We start from the raw sequence: 24,817 nt of genomic DNA on the forward strand, positions 1-24,817 counted from the left end.
TATCTAGCTCCAGCACCCAGCGTCTAGTGGACATCGCTCTTCTCCCTACGATAAGTCAAGCACGAATGCGCTATCGCTCTCCGTGTTTCCTTTATCTCAGTCGAAGCGCTCCAGTCCATACGCCGCTAAACGGGCGCTTGCGCTTTAATCATGAAAGGATGTGCCAGTATGCGTAAACCAATCATTGCAGGTAACTGGAAAATGAACAAAACACTTTCTGAAGCAAAAAGCTTTGCAGAGGAAGTAAAAGGACTTGTACCAACTCCAGAAAAAATGGAATCCGTTATTTGTGCGCCTGCTTTATTTTTACAAAGTCTTGTCGAAGTAACACAAGGCAGCAATGTGAAAATTGGAGCTCAAAACATGCACTTTGAAGAAAGCGGAGCATTTACAGGCGAAATCAGCCCGAAAGCACTTGCTGACCTTGAAGTTCAATATGTCATTATCGGACACTCAGAACGCCGGGAAATGTTCAATGAAACAGATGAATCTGTAAACAAGAAAGCACTTGCAGCCTTCAAATATAATTTAACTCCGATCGTATGCTGTGGTGAAACACTAGAACAGCGTGAAAAAGGTGAAACGAACCAATTAGTTGGAGACCAAGTGGCGAAAGCATTAACTGGTTTAACAGACGATCAAGTGAAGCAAACGGTCATTGCCTACGAACCGATTTGGGCGATTGGAACTGGTAAATCTTCCACTTCAGCTGATGCAAATGAAGTTTGTGCCTATATCCGTCAAGTAGTTGCACAACAATTCTCGCAAGACGTAGCCGATGCGGTAAGAATTCAATATGGCGGCAGTGTCAAACCAGAAAATATTAAAGAATACATGGCACAACCAGATATTGATGGTGCATTAGTAGGCGGAGCCAGCCTTGAAGCACAATCCTTCTTACAATTACTGGAGGCAGGCAGCTATGAGTAAATCTCCAGTTGCTCTCATCATCCTTGATGGTTTTGGATGCAGGGGCGAAACAAAAGGGAATGCGGTCGCACAATCGAAAAAACCTAATTTTGATCGGTTTTGGAGCGAGTATCCACATTCTCATTTAACAGCTTCTGGAGAGGCAGTCGGTCTTCCAGAAGGCCAAATGGGTAACTCAGAGGTGGGTCACTTGAACATTGGTGCCGGTCGAATTGTTTACCAAAGCTTAACACGAGTGAATATTGCCATTCGTGAAGGTGAATTTGAAAAAAATGAAACCTTTACAGGTGCAATGGAGCACGTGAAGAAAAATGGAACAGCCCTTCATTTATTCGGATTATTGTCAGACGGCGGTGTTCACAGCCATATTCAACATATGTTTGCTCTGCTGAAACTGGCAAAAGAAGAAGGCGTCGAAAAGGTATACGTGCATGCATTCCTTGACGGCCGTGATGTCGGTCAAAAAACAGCAGCTAAATTTATTCAACAGACACTGGATAAAATGAAGGAATACGGTGTGGGTGAATTTGCTACGATTTCAGGGAGATACTACTCTATGGACCGTGATAAGCGCTGGGAGCGTGTCGAGAAATCTTACCGTTCCATGGTCTATGGTGATGGCCCTGCCTATACGAATCCATTAGAAGTGGTTGAGGATTCTTATTCTCATGGGATTTTTGACGAATTCGTCATCCCATCTGTCATCACAAAAGAAGATGGCCAGCCAGTTGCAACGATTCAGGACAATGATGCTGTTATTTTCTATAACTTCCGTCCGGACCGGGCAATTCAGATTTCTAATACATTTACAAATGAAGACTTCCGCTCCTTTGACCGCGGGCCGAAGCATCCGAAAGATTTATTCTTCGTGTGCTTAACCCACTTCAGTGAATCTGTGGATGGATATGTCGCCTTTAAACCGACGAACTTAGACAACACCCTAGGTGAAGTCTTATCGCAAAATAATATGAAGCAATTGAGAATTGCTGAAACCGAGAAATACCCGCATGTCACGTTCTTTATGAGCGGTGGACGTGAAGAGAAGTTCCCTGGCGAAGAGCGGATCTTAATCAACTCTCCAAAGGTAGCAACCTATGATCTTCAACCTGAAATGAGTGCTTACGAAGTGACTGACGCACTCCTTAAAGAAATTCAGGAGGACAAGTTTGATGCCATTTTACTGAACTTCGCGAATCCAGACATGGTAGGGCATTCAGGTATGCTTGAGCCAACAATTAAAGCAATTGAGACTGTCGATGAGTGTCTTGGAAAAATCGTTGATCTAATTCTTGAAAAAGGCGGATCTGTGATTATCACCGCTGACCATGGGAATGCTGATGAAGTGATCACTCCTGAAGGCGAGCCAATGACAGCACATACGACAAATCCAGTGCCGGTAATTGTGACAAAACAAGGAATTCAATTGCGTGACGGTGGAATACTTGGGGATTTAGCGCCAACTATGTTAGACTTATTAGGTCTTAATCAGCCAGCCGAAATGACTGGGACATCATTAATAAAGTAAACGAAAAACAATTTAATTTTTAAGGAGAGATTTTTAAATGCCATTTATTGCAGACGTATATGCTCGTGAAGTATTAGATTCCCGTGGTAACCCAACTGTTGAAGTTGAAGTATTTACTGAATCAGGTGCCTTTGGCCGCGCAATGGTTCCAAGTGGTGCTTCTACTGGTGAATATGAAGCTGTTGAACTACGTGACGGAGACAAAGAACGTTACCTTGGTAAAGGTGTTCTAAAAGCAGTGGACAACGTAAATGAAATTATCGCTCCACATCTTGTTGGCGAAGAATTCAGCGTTCTTGACCAAGTTTCTGTTGACCAAGCTTTAATCGAACTTGATGGAACAGAAAACAAAGGTAAACTAGGTGCAAACGCAATCCTAGGTGTATCCATGGCAGTTGCTCATGCGGCAGCTAATTACTTAGATATTCCTTTATATCAATACCTTGGCGGTTTCAATTCGAAGCAGCTTCCAGTGCCAATGATGAACATTGTTAACGGCGGGGAACATGCTGATAACAACGTAGATATTCAAGAATTCATGATTATGCCTGTTGGCGCTCCAAACTTTAAAGAAGCGCTTCGTATGGGTGCAGAAATTTTCCATACGTTAAAATCTGTTCTTAAAGGCAAAGGGCTTAACACAGCAGTTGGTGACGAAGGTGGTTTCGCTCCAAACCTAGGATCAAATGAAGAAGCTCTTCAAACCATTGTTGAAGCAATCGAAAAAGCTGGCTACAAGCCAGGTGAAGAAGTTATGCTTGCAATGGATGCTGCATCTTCTGAGTTTTACAACAAGGAAGATGGAAAATACCATCTTGCTGGCGAAGGTGTTGTGAAGACTTCTGCAGAAATGGTTGATTGGTACGAAGAACTGTCATCTAAATACCCAATCGTTTCAATCGAAGACGGTTTGGATGAAAATGACTGGGAAGGTCACAAGCTTTTAACTGAACGCCTTGGTAAAAAAGTTCAATTAGTTGGTGATGATTTATTTGTTACCAATACACGTAAACTTGCAGAGGGTATTGAAAAAGGAATCGGTAACTCCATCCTGATCAAAGTTAACCAAATTGGTACCCTTACTGAAACATTTGATGCGATTGAAATGGCAAAACGTGCTGGGTACACTGCTGTTATCTCTCACCGTTCTGGTGAAACAGAAGACAACACCATTGCTGACATCGCTGTTGCTACAAATGCTGGTCAAATCAAGACTGGTGCGCCATCTCGTACAGACCGTGTCGCAAAATACAACCAATTGCTTCGCATTGAAGACCAATTAGGTGAAACAGCTCAATACTTAGGGAAGAAAACATTCTATAACCTAAGCAAATAATTTTTCACGATATCAAAGGCGCACATTTTCGGATGTGTGCCTTTTTAATCATTCCATAAGACACAATCACGACTATTGTTTTAAGCGAGGAAATATGATAGATTTAATATACTGTGAATTGTACGTCTAACAGGAGGTGGCCTTTATGCATACATTAGTTGTAATCTTATTAGTAATTGTAAGTATCGGACTTATTGGTGTTGTTATACTTCAATCAGGTAAAAGCGCTGGATTATCAGGTGCCATTTCAGGTGGTGCTGAATCACTATTCGGCAAGCAAAAAGCAAGAGGACTTGACTTGATTCTACATCGTATTACGATTGTATTAGCAGTATTATTTATCCTGCTTTCTATCGCAGTAACTTACTTTAAAATCTAATTATTTACACTCAAACCTGGCCTCAAGCGCCAGGTTTTTTGTTTGTTTTATAAAAACATAAGCTTTTTTCTGGAATGTTCACCCTTGCTTTGTTAAAACTAAACTAAACGAATTGATATTAAGGGAGTTTTTATCATGAAAGTTGTTATACCTAAGCCATTTACTTTCAAAGGAGGAAAAAGAGCTATACTTCTCTTACATGGCTTTACCGGAAATTCAGCGGATGTTCGCATGCTAGGACGTTTTTTAGAAAAAAAAGGCTATACTTGTCATGCTCCACACTATAAGGGTCATGGAGTTCCACCCGAAGAGCTTGTTCACACAGGACCATCGGATTGGTGGCAGGATGTGATAAATGGATATGAGTTTTTAAAAAATCAAGGTCACTCAGAAATAGCCGTGGCGGGATTATCACTTGGGGGCGTATTTTCCTTGAAATTGGGTTACACTGTACCTATAAAAGCCATTATACCGATGTGCGCACCGATGCATATAAAAAGTGAAGAGGTCATGTACGAAGGAATTCTCGATTATGCCCGTGAATTTAAAAAACGTGAAGGAAAAACAGACGAGCAAATCGAAATGGAAATGAATGAGTTTAAGAAAACACCAATGAAAACGTTAAAGGCCTTACAGGCATTGATCGCAGATGTGCGTGAAAATGTGGATATGATTTATGCGCCCACGTTTGTCGTTCAGGCACGTCATGACAAAATGATAAACACAGAAAGTGCCAACATTATTTACAATGAAATCGAATCAGTTGTGAAGGAACTGAAATGGTATGAAGAATCCGGTCATGTGATCACGCTCGACAAAGAACGGGAACAATTGCATGAGGATGTCTATACCTTTTTAGAAAAGCTCGACTGGCGCGATTAACAAAGTACCCACAAAGGAGGATTAGTTTGGAAGATAATATACAAAAGCATATTGATAAGGTTTTACAATATATGAAGGATGAAGCATACAAACCATTAACCGTGCAGGAACTTGAAACTGCCTTTGGCATCCAGGATTCTAGTGATTTTAAGGAGTTTGTGAAAGCACTCGTGCAAATGGAGGAAAAGGGGTTAGTTGTCAGGACGCGAAGCAACCGTTATGGACTTCCGGAGAAAATGAACTTAATCCGCGGTAAGCTCATCGGTCATGCGAAAGGATTTGCCTTTGTCGCACCAGATGAGCCAGGGATGGATGATATTTTTATCCCTCCAAATGAAACCAACACAGCCATGCATGGTGATATCGTTTTAGCGCGTGTTTCCTCTGAAAGCGCGGGGCAGCGACGGGAAGGAAGTATTATCCGCATCATTGAACGCGGTGTGCAGCAAATTGTCGGAACGTATGTAGAAAGCAAAAGCTTTGGCTTTGTCATTCCGGATGATAAAAAATTTGCGAGTGATATTTTTATTCCAAAGGCAGCGTCCAAAGGGGCAGTCGAGGGACATAAGGTTGTTGTTAAGCTGGTTACGTATCCAGAAGGGCGAAAAAGTGCAGAGGGCGAAGTCATTACCATTCTCGGACACAAAAACGACCCGGGTGTGGACATCCTTTCAGTCATACATAAGCACGGCTTGCCAATGGCCTTCCCAGACGAGGTGTTAAAACAAGCCAACGAGGTGCCTGACACCATTGATGAAAGTGAATTGGCCAATCGCCGCGATCTTCGAAATGAAACGATTGTCACGATTGATGGGGCCGATGCCAAAGACCTTGATGATGCGGTAACTGTAACAAGACTTGAGAACGGCAACTATAAGCTTGGCGTTCATATCGCAGATGTTAGCTATTATGTAAAAGAAGGCACGCCAATTGACCTGGAAGCGGAAGAACGGGCTACGAGTGTGTATTTAGTCGACCGAGTCATCCCGATGATTCCCCATCGCTTATCGAATGGAATCTGTTCCTTAAATCCGAAGGTAGACCGCTTGGTACTATCTTGCGAAATGGAAATTACCTCAGAGGGCGCCGTTGTTTCGCATGAAATTTTTCAAAGTGTGATTAAGACAACCGAACGGATGACCTATCATGCTGTAAATATGATTCTTGCTGAACATGATGAAGAAACGCGAGCTAGATACGAACCGCTTGTACCTATGTTCGAAATGATGGAAGAGCTGGCCGCTATCTTACGAAACAAACGGATGAAGCGGGGAGCGATCGACTTTGATTTTAAGGAATCAAAGGTCCTAGTTGATGAAGATGGAAAGCCGACCGATGTCGTGCTTCGTGAGCGCTCGGTGGCTGAACGATTAATTGAAGAGTTTATGCTTGCCGCCAATGAAACCGTGGCAGAGCACTTTCATTGGATGGAAGTTCCGTTTATTTACCGTATTCACGAGGATCCGAAGGAGGATAAACTACGTAGATTTTTCGAGTTTATCACCAATTTCGGCTACATTGTAAAAGGGACAGCAAATGATGTCCACCCTAAGGCTCTTCAGGAGATTATTGAAGAGGTTCAAGGAAAGCCTGAGGAAATGGTTGTTTCGAAGGTTATGCTTCGTTCGATGCAGCAGGCCAAATATGATCCGGAAAGTCTCGGACATTTTGGTTTATCAACAGAGTTCTATACCCATTTTACTTCGCCGATTCGCCGTTATCCGGATACAATTGTTCATCGTTTAATCCGGACCTACTTAATCGAAGGAAAGCTGGATTCAACCACTCAGGAAAAATGGAATGCTCGCTTACCTGAAATTGCGGATCATTCTTCAAAAATGGAGCGACGCTCGGTGGATGCCGAACGAGAAACGGACGATTTGAAGAAAGCAGAGTACATGGAAGACAAGATTGGCGAGGAGTATGACGGCATTATCAGCTCTGTCACCAATTTTGGAATGTTTGTGGAGCTGCCAAATACGATTGAAGGCCTCGTCCATGTCAGCTATATGACGGATGATTACTATCGTTACGATGAGCGCCACCTCGCGATGATTGGCGAACGAACCGGAAATGTGTTCCGGATCGGCGATGAAATTACCATTCGAGTAGTAAAAGTCAATAAAGAAGAACGTGCGATTGATTTTGAAATTGTGGGCATGAAGGGTACACCGCGTCGCGAACGATCGGAAACACCAAAGGTTTTCAGTACGGGCAGCGATACCAAGAAGTCTCGGAGGAATAAACAGCAAGGCGGCGGCGGTCGTGGTCAAGGCGGCAATTCTAATGCAAAGTCTGAAGGCGGCAGCAGTCAAGGTAATAAAGCGAAGAAGAAACGTAAATTTTATGATAATGTGCCAAAAAACAAAAGTACGAAGCGTAAAAATAAATGATAGCGTTGAGGGAGCCTTCCATGTGGGGCTCTCTTTCAATTGTAGTAGCTTCTATATTCTGCTAAAATAAATTTTAAGACGAGGTGAGAAAAATGCCAAAAGGTGAAGGAAAAGTAGTTGCCCAAAACAAAAAGGCTTACCATGACTATTTTATTGAAGAAACCTACGAAGCTGGAATTGTCTTGCAGGGAACAGAAATCAAATCGATTCGGGCCGGAAAAGTAAATCTAAAGGATTCCTATGCACGGATCCAAAATGGAGAAGCCATTCTATTCGGGATGCACGTCAGCCCCTATGAGCAAGGAAATCGTTTTAACCACGACCCATTAAGAACACGGACACTGCTATTACATAAACGTGAAATTAGTAAGTTAATTGGTGAAACAAAGGAAGCAGGTTATGCGCTTGTTCCATTAAAGCTCTATTTGAAAAATGGTTTTTGCAAAGTGTTAATTGGGCTCGCGAAAGGTAAGAAGAATTATGATAAGCGCGAATCCTTAAAGCAAAAAGAAGCCAAGCGTGAAATCGAACGTGCCTTCCGTGATCGTCAGAAGATGTAATCTGAATCGTCGGTTGCTGAATTGGAAATTATTTTACAGATAATTACAATTGAAAAATCCCTACAGTGTGTTATAATAAATTTGTCGCCAAGAGAGCGACAGTAACATTTGCTCAAAGAACATTGTTGAGCTTCCTAACGTCTACAGCTTTAATCTTTAACTAGATTGCAGCTCCTTTTATTATGGGGACGCTACGGATTCGACAGGGGTAGTTTGAGCTTAGGTCGCGAGTCGAGGGGATCGGCCTCGTTAAAACGTCAAAGCCATAACTGGCAAAACTAACAACAACCTCGCTTTCGCAGCTTAATACTGCATAGCGGTTCCTCCCTCCATTGCCCATGTGGTAGGGTAAGGGACTCACTCTAAGTGGGCTACGCCGGATTCCACCGCCTGAGGATGAAGGAAGAGAACAACCAGGCTAGCTGACCGGACGCCGGTCGATAGGCAGAAGAATCAGCGAAACACCAATATATCGACTACACTCGTAGAAGCTTAAGTGGCGATATCTTTGGACGTGGGTTCGATTAGTAACTAGTCGCCTTATGTGGTAACACATAAGTGAAAATTCGGCTTTATCGGTGAAACCTAAGTCACTTTAATGTGATAGGGCAATGCCGAGCGGTATGTGGAGTAATCCAACAGCCGTGTATCGACTTATAGGCTGCCATGTATATGGTAGTACTAGGATGCGAAATCTATACCTTGAAGAGGTAAATTTATGATTCGCATAAGACGCCGGAGGACCTGTTTGAAGACAGGTTCAAGATATAGTCAGTGCCATGACGAAAGCATGGAAGAGCACGTCCCACCGTCTCCACTACATAGTGGAAAAAAGGGCCAGCAGAAAATGCTGGTCTTTTTTATATTCTAAAAAAGTTGTCTTCAAATGCAATCTTCTTTGTTAATAATAAAGAATTATATTTTCCATTTCGGGGAGTAACCTTTTCATAATTTTCGAGTATCCATAGAGCACGCTTTCTTTTTTTATCCACCCGAAGATAGGGTGATATTTTTTTTAAAAGAGTAACAACTGAATCTTTTTTCTTTATACTTAGAGTATAAGAATCCTTATGTCGTTCAGGATTATAGTTTTTTTTACTATTAATAGTTCCATCGGTTAAAGAACGAAGATATACTAAAAGTTCCTTATCTGTTGAAGCAACTGTAATACAAGGCCGTCGATTTTCATTTTCATGCATTCTAGTTAATGTAATAGACCCTTCTCCATCAATAATCCCAGCAATATAGGCGGCTTCCCATGATTCCATCTAAACTCCTCCTAAGATTCGTTCTAAATTCCACTATCAAAACATACGTTCTGTTATTATTTTACTATCTAAATAAGCGCTTTTCAAATTTTAAATTAAACAAGCTATCCTAAAAAATAGGATAGCTTGCATTACTTCACTCATTAATATAAAAGTTTTTAATGACTCATATTAGAATTCATATTCATATTTCCATTCATGTTCATATTGTTAGTTTGCGGCATTCCTTGTGCAGGGGCGAAGGCATTAAGCAGTTGATTCATATCCTGCTCGGCAAGCTGTGGTACTTGATAGTAATGGTGTTTATTTTGATAAATCGAGATTTCATAGGCCATTTCAATGCAATTCGGAACAGAGTCAGCTAGCACACGACGGACAACTGGATTGGTAACTTCTAAAGCTGCCATAGTCTTCATCGATGCACCTGATTTTACAGATCCAAGCATCATGCTGGAAATACACTCATCAGTAAGCTCAGAAACGGATTGCAGCGGCTTTTTCGGCTGGGCTGGTTTTAGCCCATAAACAAAGTCATTTCCTTGGTTCATTTTATAGCTTTGGGTTCGTTTGGAAGGATCTTGTCCCGATTTGAAGCATTCTAAAGTAATGTTATATTCATCCTGCATAAATTGATATTGGCGATCCAGAATATCAAGTAATTCTGGGTCTTTTACATGTTGGCGTAACATCATGTATTGGTCTAATGTCCCTATTGCTCCTGAAAGTACCTCATGGACATCGAACACTTCATGGCCGCCGTGATTTAATTGTTGAGGTATATTCCCTGTATGCATGTTTTGGTGCATTTGCCCCTGTTGATTTTGCATCATTTTTTATCTCCTCCTAAAGGTATTGGTTTAACCATATTTATTATGTTTCTAGGAAGAAGAGTTATGCTCATAAATACTGTCAATGAGTGCTCTTTTGATTGTTATAATATGGAAACTTATTTCAGCTAAATAGGTATTAAAAGCGTATACTAGCGTCAATAATTACTGTAATTCAATAGCATGACTAAAGCCTTAACAAAATTTGAGGTTTTTTTCATGCTTTTTAAAGCAGCAAAAACAGCAGTGGTTCTTCATGATGGATAATATTTATACAAAAATATAAGAATTGTGTAAATTTTACCCATTAAGAAAAATTTAAGTTTTGTAAATGATTGGATAAAGGGTTAGTTTAATCGGAATTATATGAATTTTCAATCTTGGCACAATAATTGCATTATGGTTATAGTGTAAAATCTTTTACCTAGGGGGAATCAAGGTGCACACAATTGGCTTTTTTAAAAATCCAACTCAGATTATGTTTGGTTTAGGAGTAACGGACCAACTTCGAAAAATTATCGATGAACAAAATTTTAAAAACGTTCTCATTATCACAGATAAAGGACTTGTTAAGACGGGCCTAATAAATCAAATTACAAGGCAATTAGATAATATCAATTATTCTATCTATGATCAAACACAGCCCAATCCAACTGTAACCAACTGTAATGATGCAGTTAAGTTACTTCATGAGATTGATGCTGATGCGGTTATAGCGATGGGCGGTGGAAGTTCGATTGACGTTGCCAAAGCAGTGTGTCTGCTGGCCACAAATGGTGGATCCATTGTTGAATATGAAGGAATTGATACGTGTGATAATGAACTTTTGCCATTAATCGCTATACCAACAACTGCAGGTACTGCAAGTGAAGTCACAACTTTTACCGTTATCACAGATGAAGTAAGACAATACAAGCTAACGGTAGGTGGAATAAAGCTTGCACCAAAATGGGCATTAGTCGACCCGCTTGTTACTTTAACACTACCAAAACATATTACGGCTTCGACTGGACTTGACGCATTAGTCCACGCAATTGAATCGTATACATCTAAAATGGCTAACTCAATTACGAAAGCGCTTGCAAGGGAAGCAATTCGAAAAATCAGTGAAAACTTGAGGCAAGCTGTTTACAATGGTGACAATATCGTAGCTAGAGAAAATATGCTTATGGGAAGTTTACTAGCCGGATTAGCATTTAACAATACACGTTTAGGAAATTGTCATGCCTTAAGTCATCCAGTAAGTGCAATTTATGGTGTTGCACATGGCATAGCTAATTCAATTTTAATTCCCCATATTATGGAATTTAACTCGCTCGCTGTACCGGAACTGTTTAGCGATATTGCGGATGATATGGGGGAAAATCTAGAGGGACTAACATTAATGGAAAGAGCAGAAGCTGCAGTGAATGCCGTTAAAAAACTTTCAAAGGATATTGGAATTCCAACTACTTTCGCAGAATTCCAAATTGATGAGTCTCAAATAGATCGGATGGTAAAGGATGCTTTGTTAAGTGGGAATATCGCGGTAAATCCAAGGACTACTACATATGAAGATGTCATCGAACTGTATCGGAAATCAATTGGGGGTGTATTAGTTGAGGTTATTTAATTTAAGCGGTAAAACAGCCCTGGTTACGGGAGGAGGACGAGGCATAGGTAAAACGATTGCCCTTACGCTTGCAGAAGCAGGTGCCAACGTAGCTGTTATTAGTAGGACAGAAAGTGAACTCAAAGAAACAGCAGGGGCGATTAAAAACTTCTCTAGAAATGCGTATTATGCGACAGTGGATGCGCGAAATTCAGAGGAAATTAGAAACTACGTAAAAGAAATCGTGATCAATGAAGGGAAAATAGATATTTTAGTGAATGCGGCTGGCACAAATGTACGCTCTTCGTTTTTGGAAGTAACTGAAGAAGATTGGGATTTTGTGATGGGTATCAACCTGAAAACAGCCCTACTTACCTCACAGGCAGTTATTCCTTATATGAAGGACCAGAAGTATGGAAAAATCATCAATATCGCTTCACTCACAAGTGAAATAGCTTTTCCTAACATGTCCGCATACGCGGCTAGTAAGGGGGGGATTTCCCAATTAACAAAGGCAATGGCGGTAGAGTTTGCGGAAGATGGAATTTTAGTTAATGCAATTGGGCCAGGCTATTTTAAGACAGAAATGACAAAAGTTCTTTTTGAAGACGAGAAAAAGGTAGAGTGGATGAAATCTCGTATTCCTCTAAAAAGAACCGGTGAGCTAGAGGATCTAGAAGGAGCAGCCATCTTCCTAGCTTCAAGTGCATCAGATTATATAACCGGCCAAACAATTTATGTCGATGGCGGATGGCTAATCAGTTAAAAAATTAAAGGGGGGACAATTTATGAAAAAGATTTTATCTCTAACAATGATAGGTTTTCTATTGCTATTATCAGCCTGTAGTGGATCCAATCAGGCTAGTGGAGATGATAAAAGCAGCAAGGCGTTAAAAATTGGTGCTGTATTTCCAATGTCTGGAGGATTAGCACTGCTAGGTGAAGAAAGCTATCGCGGAGTAGAGCTTGCAATTGAACAAAGAAATAAAAATGGCGGTGTAGCCGGTGGTAAAAAAGTCGAGCTCGTTAAAGGGGACGCACCTGACGCTGATGCTGCACAGGCGGAAGCAAACCGCTTAATAAACAAGGAAAATATTAAAACCATTGTTGGTTCTTATTCATCTGGTATCGCACAGGCAGCCAGTGAAGTAACTGAGAGGAACGGAGTCTTGTTTTGGGAGTATGGTGCCGTGGCTGATTCGATTACGGACCGAGGTTATAAATATGTGTTACGTACGAATCCGCCAGCATCCTATCTATCAAAAAAACACATTGAATTTATCAAAAATTATTTGGCAGGCAAGCTTGGGAAGTCCTTAGGTGATCTTAAAGTAGCGATTGCTCATGAAGATTCATCTTATGGAACAACCATAGCAGATGAAGCAGTAAAGTTAGCCAAAAAAGAAGACATTAACATTGTAACAGTCCAGCCATATAGTGCTTCATCAAACGATTTAAGCTCAGTCGTCCTAAACCTAAAGAAAGCTCAACCTGATGTTCTTATAGAAGTATCTTATTTAAATGATGGAATTCTATTGCACCGACAAAGTCAAGAATTAGGATTAAAAGTTCCAGTTATTGTTGGCTCTGGTGGAGGTCATGATATGGCTGACTATATTGAGGGTGTGGGTGACAGTGGGAATGGAATCTTTGATGTAGCCTTTCCACAATACCAAATTAACCATGAATTCACTCCGGGAATGGAAGATTTCGTTAAGTTATATAAAGCAAAATATGGTGAAGAGCCGCGATCTGGGCACTCTCTTGTGCATTTTATGGGAACGAATGTCCTTCTTGATCTGATTGATAAAGTTGGAGAGATTGATCCTGATAAATTACGTGCTGCAGCTATGAAATATAAAGTTGACCCTGGTAAAACCGTGACTGGCTGGGGTGTTAACTTCGATTCTAAAACGGGTCAAAACACGCTGAGCGAACCATATGTTCATCAGTGGGTAAACGGAAAACTTTTAGCTGTATGGCCAGAAAAAGTGGCGGTGCAGGAACCACAACTTAACCAAAATAAATAACTATTTTAAAGGTGGTATTCAATGAAGAAAATTGTAAGCGTTATAATGGTGAGTTTTCTTTTCCTTTTATCAGCTTGCTCGGGAGGAGCAAGTGGTGATGGTAAAGGTAGTGGTAAATCGGAAACATTAAAAGTTGGTGCTCTATACCCTTTATCAGGTGGCTTAGCGCTTCTTGGTGAAGAGAGTTTTCGTGGTGCCGAGCTTGCAGTTGAAGAAGCAAATAAAAATGGCGGTATTGCAGGCGGGAAAAAAATTAAATTAGTTAAGGGTGACGCTGTTGATGCAGATGCTGCTCAAGCAGAGGCGAATCGTTTAATTAATCAAGAAAACATAAAGTCGATTATCGGATCGTATTCTAGCTCCATCTCTTTTGCTGCTAGTGAAGTTGCTGAAAGAAGCGGTGTCTTGTATTGGGAGCTTGGGGCCGTATCTGATTCCATTACAGACAGAAATTACAAATATGTTCTACGAACTAATCCGCCTGCTTCTAATTTCTCTAAGGTGCATATTGAATTTATTAAAAATGTGGTAACAAAAAAACTAGGGAAAAGTTTAGAAGATATTAAGGTTGCTATTGCCCATGAAGATTCTTCCTATGGGACAACCATTGCAGATGAAGCTACTAAGCTTGCAAAAAAAGAAGGAATTAATGTTGTAGCAAACCAAGGATACAGCGCAGGTACTAATGATTTAAGTTCAGTCATTTTGAATATTAAAAAGGCCGCACCAGACGTGATCATTGCCGTTTCATACTTAAACGATTCCATTCTTCTTGCTAGACAAAGTGAAGAATTGGGACTAAAGGTTCCAGTATTTATTGGTTCCGGAGGTGGTCATACAATGAGTGACTTTAAAGATGCGATGGGAGAAAAAGCCAATGGGATATTTGATATTGACTTCCCACAATACCAAATTAATCGCGATGTTACGCCTGGAATTGAACAATTTATCAAGCTCTATAAAGAAAAGTATGGTCAAGAGCCACGTTCTGGACATTCTTTAACAAACTATATGGGAATGAAAGTCGTACTCGATACAATGGATAAAGTTGGCGAAGTTGACCCGGATAAATTAAAAGAAGAAGCTTTGAAATACACAACTAAAGTAGGTTCAACCGTTACTGGCTGGGGAGTAGAGTTCGATAAGAAAAGCGGACAAAATAAGTTGAGCCAACCATACGTTCATGAGTGGATCAATGGTGAACTTAAGACGGTTTGGCCGGAAAATGTTGCTGTAGAAGAACCCCAAATTGGAAATCAATAAAGTAATAGTTTTACAAAAAGGTAGCTAAAAGGATAACCCAGGAATAAGTACTTGGCATCAGCGGAAAATAAATAGTAGAACCAAGACCAGTCTAATCTGCCATTAGAAACTGCTAACGGGTGCTGGGCACTTATGGGTAAACCCATTTTAAAATGAAACAGCGGGGTGTAAATATGACATTAGTTCAAACACTTATCTCGGGTCTATTGTTAGGTGGTATATATTCTTTAATCAGCATGGGCTTAAATTTAATTCTTGGAGTCGTAAGAATCGTAAACTTTGCGCATGGTGAACTGCTAATGATTGCCATGTATATAAGTTTCCTATTTTATTCGACGTTGGGTCTAGATCCATATGTTTCTGCCGTTCTAGTAATCATCTGTCTTTTCTTGCTGGGTGTCATAACGCAGAGAATTATGATTCAGCCAATTTTGGATACACCTGCTTCAACGAAAATATTTGCAACATTAGGATTATCGATTACACTTCAAAATCTTGCTTTAATGACTTTAAGTGCGAATCATCTTTCAGTAAAAACAAGTTATCAGACACAAGTTATAAATATAGGAGAATTTGCTATTAGCGTTCCTAGACTAATTGCATTCGGAGTTGCCGTAGCAGTAGCTGTATTTTTATATCTATTCTTGCAAAAGACGATGACTGGAAAAGCCATCCGAGCGGTTGCTATGCAACGACAAGCAGCATTTTTGATGGGGATTAACGTCAAAAGAATTTATCTTCTAGCTTTCGGAATCGGTTCAGGTTTGGTAGGTCTTGCAGGTGCTATGCTCATGCCAATTTACTCGGTCTATCCAACAATTGGAACATCCTTCGTACTTATTGCGTTCGTTGTCGTTGTATTAGGTGGTATGGGGAGCATGTTCGGGGCATTCTTCGGCGGGTTGATAATAGGAGTAGTCGAGGCGCTTTCTGGTGTTATATTTGACCCGGGTCTCAAAGAAGCGGTATACTTTGTCATTTTCATAATGGTATTACTAGTTCGTCCAGCTGGTATTTTTAGTCTGGGTAAAGGTGCAGAGGAGGTAGGATTGAAATGATGCAGCTATTGTCTAAACAAAAATTTCTTATTTTCTTGGGGATATTTCTATTAGTAACTCCGTTTGTTATTCAAAACAAATTCTATCTAAATATTTTCATTCTAATTTTATTGTATGCGACGATTGCTGGATCATGGAATATTTTAGGCGGATACGGTGGTCAATTATCACTCGGCCATGCGATCTTTTTTGGATTAGGTGCTTACTCCTCATCGCTTTTATATCTAAAATTTGGTGTTAGTCCGTGGTTAGGATTTATCATTGCGGCTGTGATTTCCATAGTGGTGGGTGTCTTAATCGGATGGCCTGCTTTCAGATTAAAAGGAACATATTTTACTTTAACAACTATTGCATTTGCAGAGGTTATCCGCCACTTGACATTATATTTCAAAAATGTAACAAATGGGGCGATCGGTGTTAACATTCGTTTTGAACCAGGTTTAAAAAACCTTATTTTCAGAGAATACAGCGCCTATTATTTTGTCGTATTGGTATTGTTTGCTATTAGTATAGCAATTGCAATTTGGGTTGATAAAACAAAGGTTGGATATTACTTGAAGGCAATTCGTGAAGACGAGGATGGGGCTGAAACATTAGGTATTAATGTAACGAAATATAAAATGATTGCCATGGCGATTAGTGCGGGAATGACGGGAGTTGCGGGTGTATTTTACGCTCAATATATGTTGTTCTTTGAACCAATTTCTGTTTTCAACTTAAACTTTTCCATTGAAATTGCTTTGATAGCAATTATCGGCGGAGTAGGAACTGTTTTCGGACCAGTATTAGGAGCTTTTATCATCATCCCATTAAATGAGCTTTTACGTTCTACATTCCCATCTTTGAGTGGAATGAATTATCTAATATATGGAATTGTATTAATTTTAATCGTATCGTTTTTGCCGAATGGATTACTTCCAATCCTTAAACGCATTCCTGAAAAGTTAAAAAGCTTAAATAAGAAAAACATCAAAGTAGGGGAGGGTGAAAAAGTTGATTATTCAAGTTAAAGAACTCTCAAAACATTTTGGTGGGTTAAAAGCGGTAAAAGATGTTTCTTTTGAGGTAAATGAAAAAGAAATTGTCGGGATCATCGGGCCAAACGGGGCGGGTAAAACGACGTTGTTTAACCTTATTTCCGGTTCACTTGGAGTAACATCCGGACAAGTAATATTTAATAATGAAGATATTACTAGTCAAAAACCCTATGTCATTTGCAAAAAAGGAATTGGCAGAACCTATCAAATTGTTAAGCCATTTGGTAATATTTCTGTACTTGAAAATGTGATGGTTGGAGCTTTTAACAAAGCATCCAGTACAAAAGAGGCAAGGGAATATAGCATGGAAATCTTGAAAAAGGTTGGTTTAGATAAAAAGAAAGACCAAGTTGGAAAAAGCTTAACCATTGCTGATAAAAAGCGTCTTGAAGTAGCGAAAGCATTGGCAACCCAGCCAACGGTGCTACTGTTGGATGAAGTTATGGCGGGTCTGAATCCAAGTGAAGTGAAGGAAATCCTGCCAATGATCAAGGGACTAAGAGACAGCGGAATTACTATTATTCTTATTGAACATATAATGGAAGTCGTCATGAATGTTTGTGATCGGATAGTCGTAGTGCATCATGGTGAAAAAATAGCCGAGGGTACTCCAATAGAAATCGCAAACAATCCAGAAGTAATTAAAGCTTATCTTGGGGAGGAATTGAGCTTTGCTTAAATTACAAAACGTAAACTTATTCTACGGCGAAATTCAAGCCTTATGGAATCTATCATTGGAAATTCATGAAGGTCAAATTGCTGCATTACTAGGAGCGAACGCAGCCGGAAAGTCAAGTACAATCAATGCTATTTCTGGATTAGAAAAAATTTCGGGTGGTAAAATTACATTTTTAGGAAAAGAGATTCACAAAATGAGCCCGCATGAAATTGTTGAAGAAGGGATCATCCAGGTACCAGAAGGAAGAAAGCTTTTTAACTATATGTCCATTCAAGAAAATTTGGAATTAGGGTCTTATTCCAAACGGGCAAAAAAAGATTTCAAAAAAAATCTCCGCTTCGTGTTTGATTTGTTTCCAGTTTTAGAAGAAAGAAAAAATCAAATGGCAGGTGACCTGAGTGGCGGACAGCAGCAAATGGTTGCTATAGCCAGAGGATTAATGGCTAATCCTAAACTTTTAATTATCGATGAGCTATCGCTTGGATTAGCTCCGATATTAGTCCAACAGTTATTAAAGGATTTAATAAATATAAGAAATAAGGGAATTACAATTCTTCTAGTGGAGCAAAATGTACAGCAATCATTGGCTATAGCTAGTGATGCGTATGTATTAGAAAATGGGCGGTTGTCGTTATTTGGAAAATCCGCTGATTTAATTAAAGATCCACATCTGAAAAAAGCTTACCTTGGAATGTAGAGGTGTCATGTATGAGAGTGGCCATGAAAACAGAAAAGGCTGGCGAAATTATCCTTCAAGAAAAAGAACTGCCAAAACTCCACAGAAATGAAGTGTTAATTAAAGTAAAGTACTGTGGAGTATGCGGTAGCGATCTTCATGCATATAAGCATTCAAAAGGCTATGAGTTTGTTAATAAACCCATTATTTTAGGCCATGAATTTTCAGGTGTTGTCGTTGACTGCTTTGATGCCTCTGCAAAACACTTAAAGGGAAAACGTGTCATCGTGGAATCTATGAATTATTGTGGCCTCTGTGAAAACTGTATAAACGGAAGGAAATCTATCTGCGCTCAGAATAAAGTAATAGGTCTTCATTACAATGGCGGCATGGCACAATATGTTAAAACAAATGTTCAATATGTAAAAGAAATTCCAGAGGAAATACCACTTCATTTAGCAGCGTTAAGTGAGCCAATGGCCATTGCAGTTCATGCCGTTCGTCAAGCTGGAGAAATAGCAAAATCTGATATTATTCTTGTTCAAGGTCCAGGAATAATTGGCTTTTTTGTAAGTTTAATACTCGCCAAGAAGGGCTCGAAAGTTTATTTGTCGGGACTAGATCGAGATTATGAGAGCAGATTGTCAAAATGCAAATCATTCGGAGTCATCCCACACATTGTTGAATCAGGAAATGTGGAAGAAAAGGTAGACATTGTTTTTGAATGCTCCGGATCAAGTGCAGCGGTAAAAACAGGATTCCGTAGTTTGAAAAAAGGTGGAAAAGCGATTTTGGTTGCATTATACGAATATGAAACCACCCTCTTTTTAACAGAATTAGTAAGAAATGAGGTACTCATCAATACAAGCTATGGTTGTAATCCAGAAGATTATAATGAAGCATTTATAGTTTTAAATTCATTATCAGAAAAGTTAATGGATATAATGACGATTTATCCTTTGACAGATGTCTTACAGGCTTTTGAAGATGGTCTGAATCAAGTTGTCCTAAAGCCGGTATTGGCAATAAGTTAATGAAGGAGGTAGTTATATGACAATTGAACAACAATTAGATACAACGCTCGAACTTTTACGAAGTCATACTTCCATAAGAGACTATAAAAAGGAAGGCCTGCCTTTTGGAGTACTAGAAAAATTGTTGGTTTCAGCACAACATGCTGCATCCTCTCATTTTGTTCAAGCATATTCAGTTATTCATATTACAGCCCCAGACAAAAGGGAAGCTATTGCATCACTTTCAAATAATAGAAGGCAAATCGAATCAGCACCTGTTTTGTTATTATTCTGTGCTGACTTGAAACGCTTGGAATATGCATGTGAAAAACAAGGAACAAGCATACAGAATGAAATTCTTGAAAATTTCTTGGTCGCTGTCATTGATACAGCACTATTTGCGCAAAATTTTGTAGTTGCTGCAGAATCTCAAAACTATGGCATTTGCTATATTGGAGGGGTACGAAATAACCCTGAAGAAATTAGTAAAGTTGTTGGTTTACCTGATAAAACAATTCCTTTATTCGGTATGACAGTTGGGATTCCGAATGAAACTCAGCTGGTTAAGCCACGTTTACCAGTTGAAGCAATCCTTCATGAAAATGTATATAACGAAGAAAAATATCATGAAGTTTTGGATCAATATGACTCTCAGTTAGAAGATTACTATGGAAGTCGTCTGTCAAACCAAAAAAAGACCAATTGGACAGAATCAATGAGTGATTTTTTATCCACTCCTAGAAGAAAACATATGAAAGACTTTGTGAATTCAAAAGGATTTCAATTAAAATAACTTTTCTGGAAAATAGAGGTATGAAAAATGGGGAAAAATAAAGTAGCTTTAATTACGGGTGGCGGGGCAGGTATCGGAAGGGCGATTGCTCTAAGGTTGGCTAATGATGGCTTTGATGTAGCTGTGAATGACATTAGTGAGGAATCTATTAAACATGTAGCTTCAGAGATTGAAAAGTTAGGACAAAGAGCCTTGCCAGTAATTGCAGATGTCAGCAATAGAGAACAAGTTTTTTCTATGGTTGATCAAGTGGTAGAACATTTTGGACGTCTTGATGTTATGGTTTCAAACGCTGGAATTGTCCAAGTAAAGCCACTGCTTGAAATTACAGAAGAGGATATGGAAAGAATTTTTCGTATCAATGTGTTCGGAACGATGTTTTGCATGCAAGCAGCAGCAAAAGTGATGATCAAACAAAATGGCGGAAAAATTATCAATGCAAGCAGTACTTCAGGAAAAAGAGGTGTAGAATTTCTGGGTCACTATTGTGCGACAAAATTTTCTGTCATCGGTCTAACTCAAACTGCTGCAAAAGAACTTGCAAGTCACGGAATTACGGTTAATGCATATTGTCCAGGTATTGTAGGAACAGGAATGTGGGAAGAAATTGACCGTAAAATGAGTGAATATATGAATGTGCCTTTAGGAGAAATCTTGAAAAATAAAGTTAATGGAATTCCTTTAGGGAGAATTGAAGAACCGACAGATGTTGCAAACTATGTTTCATTTCTGGCATCTGAGGATTCAAATTATATGACAGGACAAGCGGTAGTAATTGATGGCGGGATGGTTTTTTCCTAAAAATAATGCGGTATTAAGTTAATTTTTTATCTAATTAAGAATGGGAGGAATTACAATGTTACAAGCTACAAAACTATTATCTTTGATTGACTTAGAGAATATTAAATTATTCATTAACGGTGAGTGGAAAACGGCAAGTAACGGTTCTACATTCTCAGTAAAAAATCCAAACACCGGTAATGTTATTGCTGAGGTTCCAAGAGGTGCAAGAGAAGAAACGAAAGCCGCTATTGAAGCCGCAAATGCAGCATTTCCAAAATGGGCTATGCTTACAGCAAATGAAAGAGCGGATTATTTATTAAAGGTACGTGATTTAATGATGGAGCACGAGGCTGAACTAGCAACTATTATGAGTATGGAAATGGGTAAAGCCTACTCAGAAGCATGTGGAGAAGTGAAATATGCTGCTAGCTTCTTATCGTGGTATGCAGAAGAAGGCCGTCGTATATATGGAGAAACGGTTCCAGCTTCCTCTCCAAATAAAAGATTGTTTGTTGTGAAGCAACCAGTTGGTGTAATTGCTGCCATTACCCCTTGGAATTTCCCGTTAGCCATGATGACTCGAAAGCTAGGACCTGCTTTGGCTGCCGGTTGTACCGGAATTGTCAAACCAGCAAGCCAGTCACCGCTTTCAGCCCTTGCTTTTGCTAGCCTTGTTGAAAAGGCTGGTATTCCAAGTGGAGTAGTGAATATTGTGGCAGGTGCTACGAGAGAAATATCTGATGAAATCTTTGAAAGTCCAATAGTTAAAAAGGTCTCTTTTACAGGATCTACTGAAGTTGGTAAAAAATTAGTGGAAAAATCCGCAGAACAATTGAAAAAGCTCTCTTTAGAGCTTGGCGGACATGCTCCTTTCATCGTCTTTGAAGATGCAGATTTAGAAAAAGCAGCTGAGGGAGCAGTAGCGAGTAAATTCAGAAATGCAGGTCAAACATGTGTTTGTGCAAATCGGATTTATGTTCATGAAAATATTAAAGATGAGTTTTCAAAGCTGTTTGTTGAAAAAGTTCAGGCGTTAAAAGTGGGTAATAGCTTGGATCAAACTGTACAAATTGGACCACTAGTAAGTAAAGATGGTCTAGATAAAGTGCAAGAGCATGTTGAAGATGCTAAATCAAAAGGTGCGGAAGTTTTGATTGGCGGTAAAGTTACAGGGGATCCAAACGGTTTTTATTACGAACCGACTATTCTTGCTAATGTTACAAAAGATATGATTATCATGACAGAGGAAACATTCGGTCCAGTTGCACCTATCACAGCTTTTAATAATGATGAAGAAGTGATATTCGAAGCGAACAATACAGAGTACGGATTAGCCGCTTATCTTTACACATCAAACATTCAACGTGCAGTTACTGTTTCTGAAGCATTAAACTTTGGTGTGATTGGACTTAATGATGCTGTTCCTGGCGTACCTCAAGCTCCATTTGGCGGGATGAATCACAGTGGATATGGCCGTGAGGGCGGTCACCAAGGAATTAGAGATTACTTAGAAGAGAAGTTTATTTCTTTAGGACTATAAGAGTTGAAAAAGGATCCTTCTGAAAAAGTAATAAAACCTTTCTTAGAAGGATCATATTAACCAATGTATACATTATCATATTTTACCTGAGAAGATAACACTTTTTCAGCTGAAATGTTATTAACTAATAAGCGAGTGGATCAGAATGAAAGCACTTATGAAAACGGAGCCTGGTTTCGGAAATTTAAATATACTGGATATTCCTGAACCAGTTTGTGATGCAACAGGAATTAAAATAAGAGTGCGTTATTCCGGAATCTGTGGAACAGATATGCATATTTATCATGACAGCTATAAGAGTTATCCACCTGTTGTGATTGGTCACGAATTTTCAGGAGAAGTTGTCGAATCTGGAAAAAATGTAAAAAATATCAACCCAGGGGATATTGTTATGGTGCTTCCTTCCATTGCCTGGACCTGCAAGAACTGCATGTACTGTAAACAAGGCTATTATATGTTTTGTTCAGAACGGAGAAGTCTCGGCAGCGGCGTGAATGGAAGCTTCACGAAATATGTAGTTGTAACCGAAGAAATGGTGTATAAGGTACCATCTACCATTTCTTTACAAGAAGCAGCACTTGCGGAACCATTAGCTTGTGCAGTACAAGCTATTGAAGAATTGACGGAGTTTAACGCAGGTGATTGGGTTCTGCTTTCAGGTCCGGGACCAATCGGACTAATTTCTTTAAGTTTACTACTGAGTAAAGGCTGTAATGTGATCGTTACAGGAACAAGTCAGGATATTACAAGACTGAACATTGCTAAAGAACTTGGAGCACATACAACGGTTGATGTTTTTACCGAAGATCTTCATGAAATTATAGAAGAGTTGACGGATGGTGTAGGTGTAGATATTGCTGTGGAATGCTCTGGCGCACCATCTGCCGTAAACCACTCCATTAAAGCGTTAAAAAAGCTGGGGAAATACATTCAGATTGGTATTGTAGGAAGTACGGTAGAAATGGATATTGATTCCATTTTATATAAACAAATTCAAATATTCGGCTCCTTTGCTCACTCCATGCAAACCTGGGAAAAGGTAAAGAAAATCTTATCGACGAAAACGATTGATTTAAAGCCGATTATTACTGATGTTATTCCACTAAGTGAATGGGAAAGAGCTTTTGAAATCATTGAATCAAGAGAATGTGGAAAAGTGTTGATGTATTACGATTATGAAGAATAAAGAATGAAGTTCCATTTATCGAAAAAGGCAAACAGTTTAAATGTGAAGGGGGTTTCCCTTATGGAGACAAGAACAGTTGGTAGCATTGAAAAGCTAGGAAAAGAAAAATTGAAAGATTTGTTATATCAAATGATTCTAATTCGTGACTTTGAAGAAGCGGTTGAAAATCAGTTTATGCAAGGGAAAATTCACGGAACCATGCATCTTTGTATCGGACAAGAGCCTACCGCTGTTGGTGCATGTTCGGTGTTAACAGTTCAAGATAAAATTACGAGCACACATCGCGGACATGGACATTGTATTGCGAAGGGCTCAGAAGTTAAATACATGATGGCCGAGCTATTGGGTAAAGAAACAGGGTACTGTAAAGGAAAAGGCGGATCGATGCATATTGCAGATTTAGAAATAGGAAATATTGGGGCTAATGGTATTGTTGCAGGTGGGCTGCCAATTGGTTGTGGTGCAGCCCTAGCCTCTAAGAAGAAGAATTTAGGCTATGTGGTCGTTTGTTTTTTTGGAGATGGAGCGACTAACGAGGGGGCTTTCCATGAAGCAATTAATCTAGCATCTGTTTGGAATTTACCAGTCATTTTCTTCTGTGAAAATAATCAGTATGGAATGTCAAGTTCCATAAAAGAAATGACGAAGATAGAGAATTTATCTGAACGAGCCAGTTCATACGGTATACCAGGAATCACCTTAGACGGTACTGATGTCATTGCTGTAATGGAAGAGACACAAAAAGCGGTAGATCGTGCTAGAAATGGAGAAGGACCTACGTTAATAGAAGCTAAGACTTATAGATGGCGAGGACACTCCAAAAGCGATGCTCGGAAATACAGAACTCGGGATGAAGAAAAAGATTGGATGACAAATAGAGACGGAATCAAGCTGTTTAAGGAAAGACTACTGAATGAAGGCATTTTTTCAAAAGAAGAAATAGTTGAAGTAGAAGAAAAAGTAAAGAAAGTAATCGACGAAGCAATTGAATTTGCAGAAAACAGTCCGGAACCATCACTTAGCTCACTTGAAGAAGACGTGTTTGCATAACGAAAAGGGAGGAGGAAA

At 39.5% G+C, this 24,817-nt stretch carries 23 protein-coding genes and 1 other RNA gene; 22 read left to right on the forward strand and 2 right to left on the reverse strand.

All coding sequences use genetic code 11. The features are described 5' to 3' along the window. Positions 1–168 precede the first annotated feature (168 nt). The 8 genes from tpiA (at position 169) to ssrA (ending at position 8,532) form a co-directional block, all read left to right on the forward strand. Complete coding sequence (gene tpiA, locus ACSU6B_RS02525) at positions 169–930, forward strand: triose-phosphate isomerase (RefSeq protein WP_410882486.1); 762 nt, start codon at positions 169–171, stop codon at positions 928–930. Further along, a complete protein-coding gene (gene gpmI, locus ACSU6B_RS02530; RefSeq protein WP_410882488.1) occupies positions 923–2,455 on the forward strand; it encodes a 2,3-bisphosphoglycerate-independent phosphoglycerate mutase in 1,533 nt (510 codons plus the stop codon). Before tpiA ends, gpmI begins: the two co-directional genes overlap by 8 nt. A 37-nt stretch (positions 2,456–2,492) precedes the next feature. Continuing rightward, positions 2,493–3,791 carry a phosphopyruvate hydratase gene (gene eno, locus ACSU6B_RS02535; RefSeq protein WP_088089549.1) on the forward strand — a complete coding sequence of 433 codons (1,299 nt, stop codon included), beginning with the start codon at positions 2,493–2,495 and terminating at the stop codon, positions 3,789–3,791. 145 nt (positions 3,792–3,936) lie between these two features. Beyond that, entirely contained in the window at positions 3,937–4,170 is a 234-nt protein-coding gene (gene secG, locus ACSU6B_RS02540; protein ID WP_088089548.1) for a preprotein translocase subunit SecG, read from the forward strand. A gap of 135 nt (positions 4,171–4,305) precedes the next feature. Then, positions 4,306–5,052, forward strand: a complete 747-nt coding sequence (locus ACSU6B_RS02545; RefSeq protein WP_410882491.1) for an alpha/beta hydrolase — start codon at positions 4,306–4,308, stop codon at positions 5,050–5,052. Between the two features lie 26 nt (positions 5,053–5,078). Next, positions 5,079–7,445 carry a ribonuclease R gene (gene rnr / locus ACSU6B_RS02550; protein WP_410882493.1) on the forward strand — a complete coding sequence of 789 codons (2,367 nt, stop codon included), beginning with the start codon at positions 5,079–5,081 and terminating at the stop codon, positions 7,443–7,445. A 92-nt stretch (positions 7,446–7,537) separates the two neighbouring features. Then, the gene (smpB, locus tag ACSU6B_RS02555; protein ID WP_168245642.1) at positions 7,538–8,005 is read left to right on the forward strand and encodes an SsrA-binding protein SmpB; all 468 of its coding nucleotides are present in this window, start codon (positions 7,538–7,540) and stop codon (positions 8,003–8,005) included. A 192-nt stretch (positions 8,006–8,197) separates the two neighbouring features. Then, positions 8,198–8,532, forward strand: a transfer-messenger RNA (tmRNA) gene (gene ssrA / locus ACSU6B_RS02560). Positions 8,533–8,865: 333 nt separating this feature from the next. Here ssrA and ACSU6B_RS02565 read toward each other — a convergent pair. Further along, positions 8,866–9,273: an LAGLIDADG family homing endonuclease gene (locus ACSU6B_RS02565; protein ID WP_410882495.1), complete on the reverse strand. Its 408-nt coding sequence runs from the start codon at positions 9,271–9,273 to the stop codon at positions 8,866–8,868. 158 nt (positions 9,274–9,431) lie between these two features. Next, a complete protein-coding gene (locus ACSU6B_RS02570) occupies positions 9,432–10,100 on the reverse strand; it encodes a spore coat protein (protein ID WP_410882791.1) in 669 nt (222 codons plus the stop codon). Between the two features lie 439 nt (positions 10,101–10,539). On the opposite strand from ACSU6B_RS02570, the gene ACSU6B_RS02575 reads away from it, so the two are divergent. From ACSU6B_RS02575 to ACSU6B_RS02640, 14 genes are all read left to right on the forward strand, one after another. Next, a complete protein-coding gene (locus ACSU6B_RS02575) occupies positions 10,540–11,712 on the forward strand; it encodes an iron-containing alcohol dehydrogenase (protein WP_410882497.1) in 1,173 nt (390 codons plus the stop codon). Beyond that, a complete protein-coding gene (locus tag ACSU6B_RS02580; RefSeq protein ID WP_410882499.1) occupies positions 11,699–12,457 on the forward strand; it encodes an SDR family NAD(P)-dependent oxidoreductase in 759 nt (252 codons plus the stop codon). Before ACSU6B_RS02575 ends, ACSU6B_RS02580 begins: the two co-directional genes overlap by 14 nt. Positions 12,458–12,479: 22 nt before the next feature. Then, complete coding sequence (locus ACSU6B_RS02585) at positions 12,480–13,721, forward strand: ABC transporter substrate-binding protein (RefSeq protein WP_410882501.1); 1,242 nt, start codon at positions 12,480–12,482, stop codon at positions 13,719–13,721. A gap of 21 nt (positions 13,722–13,742) precedes the next feature. After that, complete coding sequence (locus ACSU6B_RS02590; RefSeq protein WP_410882503.1) at positions 13,743–14,984, forward strand: ABC transporter substrate-binding protein; 1,242 nt, start codon at positions 13,743–13,745, stop codon at positions 14,982–14,984. Positions 14,985–15,157: 173 nt separating this feature from the next. Then, positions 15,158–16,042 carry a branched-chain amino acid ABC transporter permease gene (locus ACSU6B_RS02595; protein WP_410882505.1) on the forward strand — a complete coding sequence of 295 codons (885 nt, stop codon included), beginning with the start codon at positions 15,158–15,160 and terminating at the stop codon, positions 16,040–16,042. After that, on the forward strand, positions 16,039–17,052 hold the full coding sequence (locus ACSU6B_RS02600) for a branched-chain amino acid ABC transporter permease (protein WP_410882507.1): 1,014 nt from the start codon (positions 16,039–16,041) through the stop codon (positions 17,050–17,052). Before ACSU6B_RS02595 ends, ACSU6B_RS02600 begins: the two co-directional genes overlap by 4 nt. Further along, the gene (locus tag ACSU6B_RS02605) at positions 17,027–17,758 is read left to right on the forward strand and encodes an ABC transporter ATP-binding protein (protein ID WP_410882509.1); all 732 of its coding nucleotides are present in this window, start codon (positions 17,027–17,029) and stop codon (positions 17,756–17,758) included. Before ACSU6B_RS02600 ends, ACSU6B_RS02605 begins: the two co-directional genes overlap by 26 nt. Beyond that, positions 17,751–18,455, forward strand: a complete 705-nt coding sequence (locus tag ACSU6B_RS02610; RefSeq protein WP_410882511.1) for an ABC transporter ATP-binding protein — start codon at positions 17,751–17,753, stop codon at positions 18,453–18,455. The genes ACSU6B_RS02605 and ACSU6B_RS02610 overlap by 8 nt, the downstream gene beginning before the upstream one ends. Positions 18,456–18,466: 11 nt before the next feature. Continuing rightward, positions 18,467–19,468, forward strand: coding sequence for a zinc-dependent alcohol dehydrogenase (locus ACSU6B_RS02615; protein ID WP_410882513.1), 1,002 nt, complete (start codon positions 18,467–18,469; stop codon positions 19,466–19,468). A 16-nt stretch (positions 19,469–19,484) separates the two neighbouring features. Beyond that, entirely contained in the window at positions 19,485–20,240 is a 756-nt protein-coding gene (locus tag ACSU6B_RS02620) for an NADPH-dependent oxidoreductase (RefSeq protein WP_410882515.1), read from the forward strand. A 27-nt stretch (positions 20,241–20,267) separates the two neighbouring features. Beyond that, a complete protein-coding gene (locus ACSU6B_RS02625) occupies positions 20,268–21,041 on the forward strand; it encodes an acetoin reductase (RefSeq protein WP_410882517.1) in 774 nt (257 codons plus the stop codon). 55 nt (positions 21,042–21,096) lie between these two features. Continuing rightward, entirely contained in the window at positions 21,097–22,563 is a 1,467-nt protein-coding gene (locus ACSU6B_RS02630) for an NAD-dependent succinate-semialdehyde dehydrogenase (RefSeq protein WP_410882519.1), read from the forward strand. Positions 22,564–22,708: 145 nt separating this feature from the next. Continuing rightward, complete coding sequence (locus ACSU6B_RS02635) at positions 22,709–23,749, forward strand: zinc-dependent alcohol dehydrogenase (RefSeq protein WP_410882521.1); 1,041 nt, start codon at positions 22,709–22,711, stop codon at positions 23,747–23,749. A gap of 60 nt (positions 23,750–23,809) precedes the next feature. Beyond that, positions 23,810–24,799, forward strand: coding sequence for a thiamine pyrophosphate-dependent dehydrogenase E1 component subunit alpha (locus ACSU6B_RS02640; RefSeq protein ID WP_410882523.1), 990 nt, complete (start codon positions 23,810–23,812; stop codon positions 24,797–24,799). Positions 24,800–24,817: the final 18 nt, after the last annotated feature.

The sequence above is a fragment of the Neobacillus sp. C211 genome, assembly GCF_051842875.1.
Classification (GTDB): Bacteria; Bacillota; Bacilli; order Bacillales; family Cytobacillaceae; genus Neobacillus.

Coding starts and splice junctions, on each gene's coding strand:
- ACSU6B_RS02585 (WP_410882501.1), top strand. CDS start 12,480: ATGAAAAAGATTTTATCTCTAACAATGATAGGTTTTCTATTGCTATTA.
- eno (WP_088089549.1), top strand. CDS start 2,493: ATGCCATTTATTGCAGACGTATATGCTCGTGAAGTATTAGATTCCCGT.
- tpiA (WP_410882486.1), top strand. CDS start 169: ATGCGTAAACCAATCATTGCAGGTAACTGGAAAATGAACAAAACACTT.
- ACSU6B_RS02615 (WP_410882513.1), top strand. CDS start 18,467: ATGAGAGTGGCCATGAAAACAGAAAAGGCTGGCGAAATTATCCTTCAA.
- ACSU6B_RS02630 (WP_410882519.1), top strand. CDS start 21,097: ATGTTACAAGCTACAAAACTATTATCTTTGATTGACTTAGAGAATATT.
- ACSU6B_RS02625 (WP_410882517.1), top strand. CDS start 20,268: ATGGGGAAAAATAAAGTAGCTTTAATTACGGGTGGCGGGGCAGGTATC.
- gpmI (WP_410882488.1), top strand. CDS start 923: ATGAGTAAATCTCCAGTTGCTCTCATCATCCTTGATGGTTTTGGATGC.
- ACSU6B_RS02620 (WP_410882515.1), top strand. CDS start 19,485: ATGACAATTGAACAACAATTAGATACAACGCTCGAACTTTTACGAAGT.
- ACSU6B_RS02635 (WP_410882521.1), top strand. CDS start 22,709: ATGAAAGCACTTATGAAAACGGAGCCTGGTTTCGGAAATTTAAATATA.
- smpB (WP_168245642.1), top strand. CDS start 7,538: ATGCCAAAAGGTGAAGGAAAAGTAGTTGCCCAAAACAAAAAGGCTTAC.
- ACSU6B_RS02545 (WP_410882491.1), top strand. CDS start 4,306: ATGAAAGTTGTTATACCTAAGCCATTTACTTTCAAAGGAGGAAAAAGA.
- secG (WP_088089548.1), top strand. CDS start 3,937: ATGCATACATTAGTTGTAATCTTATTAGTAATTGTAAGTATCGGACTT.
- ACSU6B_RS02570 (WP_410882791.1), bottom strand. CDS start 10,100: ATGCAAAATCAACAGGGGCAAATGCACCAAAACATGCATACAGGGAAT.
- ACSU6B_RS02595 (WP_410882505.1), top strand. CDS start 15,158: ATGACATTAGTTCAAACACTTATCTCGGGTCTATTGTTAGGTGGTATA.
- ACSU6B_RS02590 (WP_410882503.1), top strand. CDS start 13,743: ATGAAGAAAATTGTAAGCGTTATAATGGTGAGTTTTCTTTTCCTTTTA.
- ACSU6B_RS02565 (WP_410882495.1), bottom strand. CDS start 9,273: ATGGAATCATGGGAAGCCGCCTATATTGCTGGGATTATTGATGGAGAA.
- ACSU6B_RS02600 (WP_410882507.1), top strand. CDS start 16,039: ATGATGCAGCTATTGTCTAAACAAAAATTTCTTATTTTCTTGGGGATA.
- ACSU6B_RS02640 (WP_410882523.1), top strand. CDS start 23,810: ATGGAGACAAGAACAGTTGGTAGCATTGAAAAGCTAGGAAAAGAAAAA.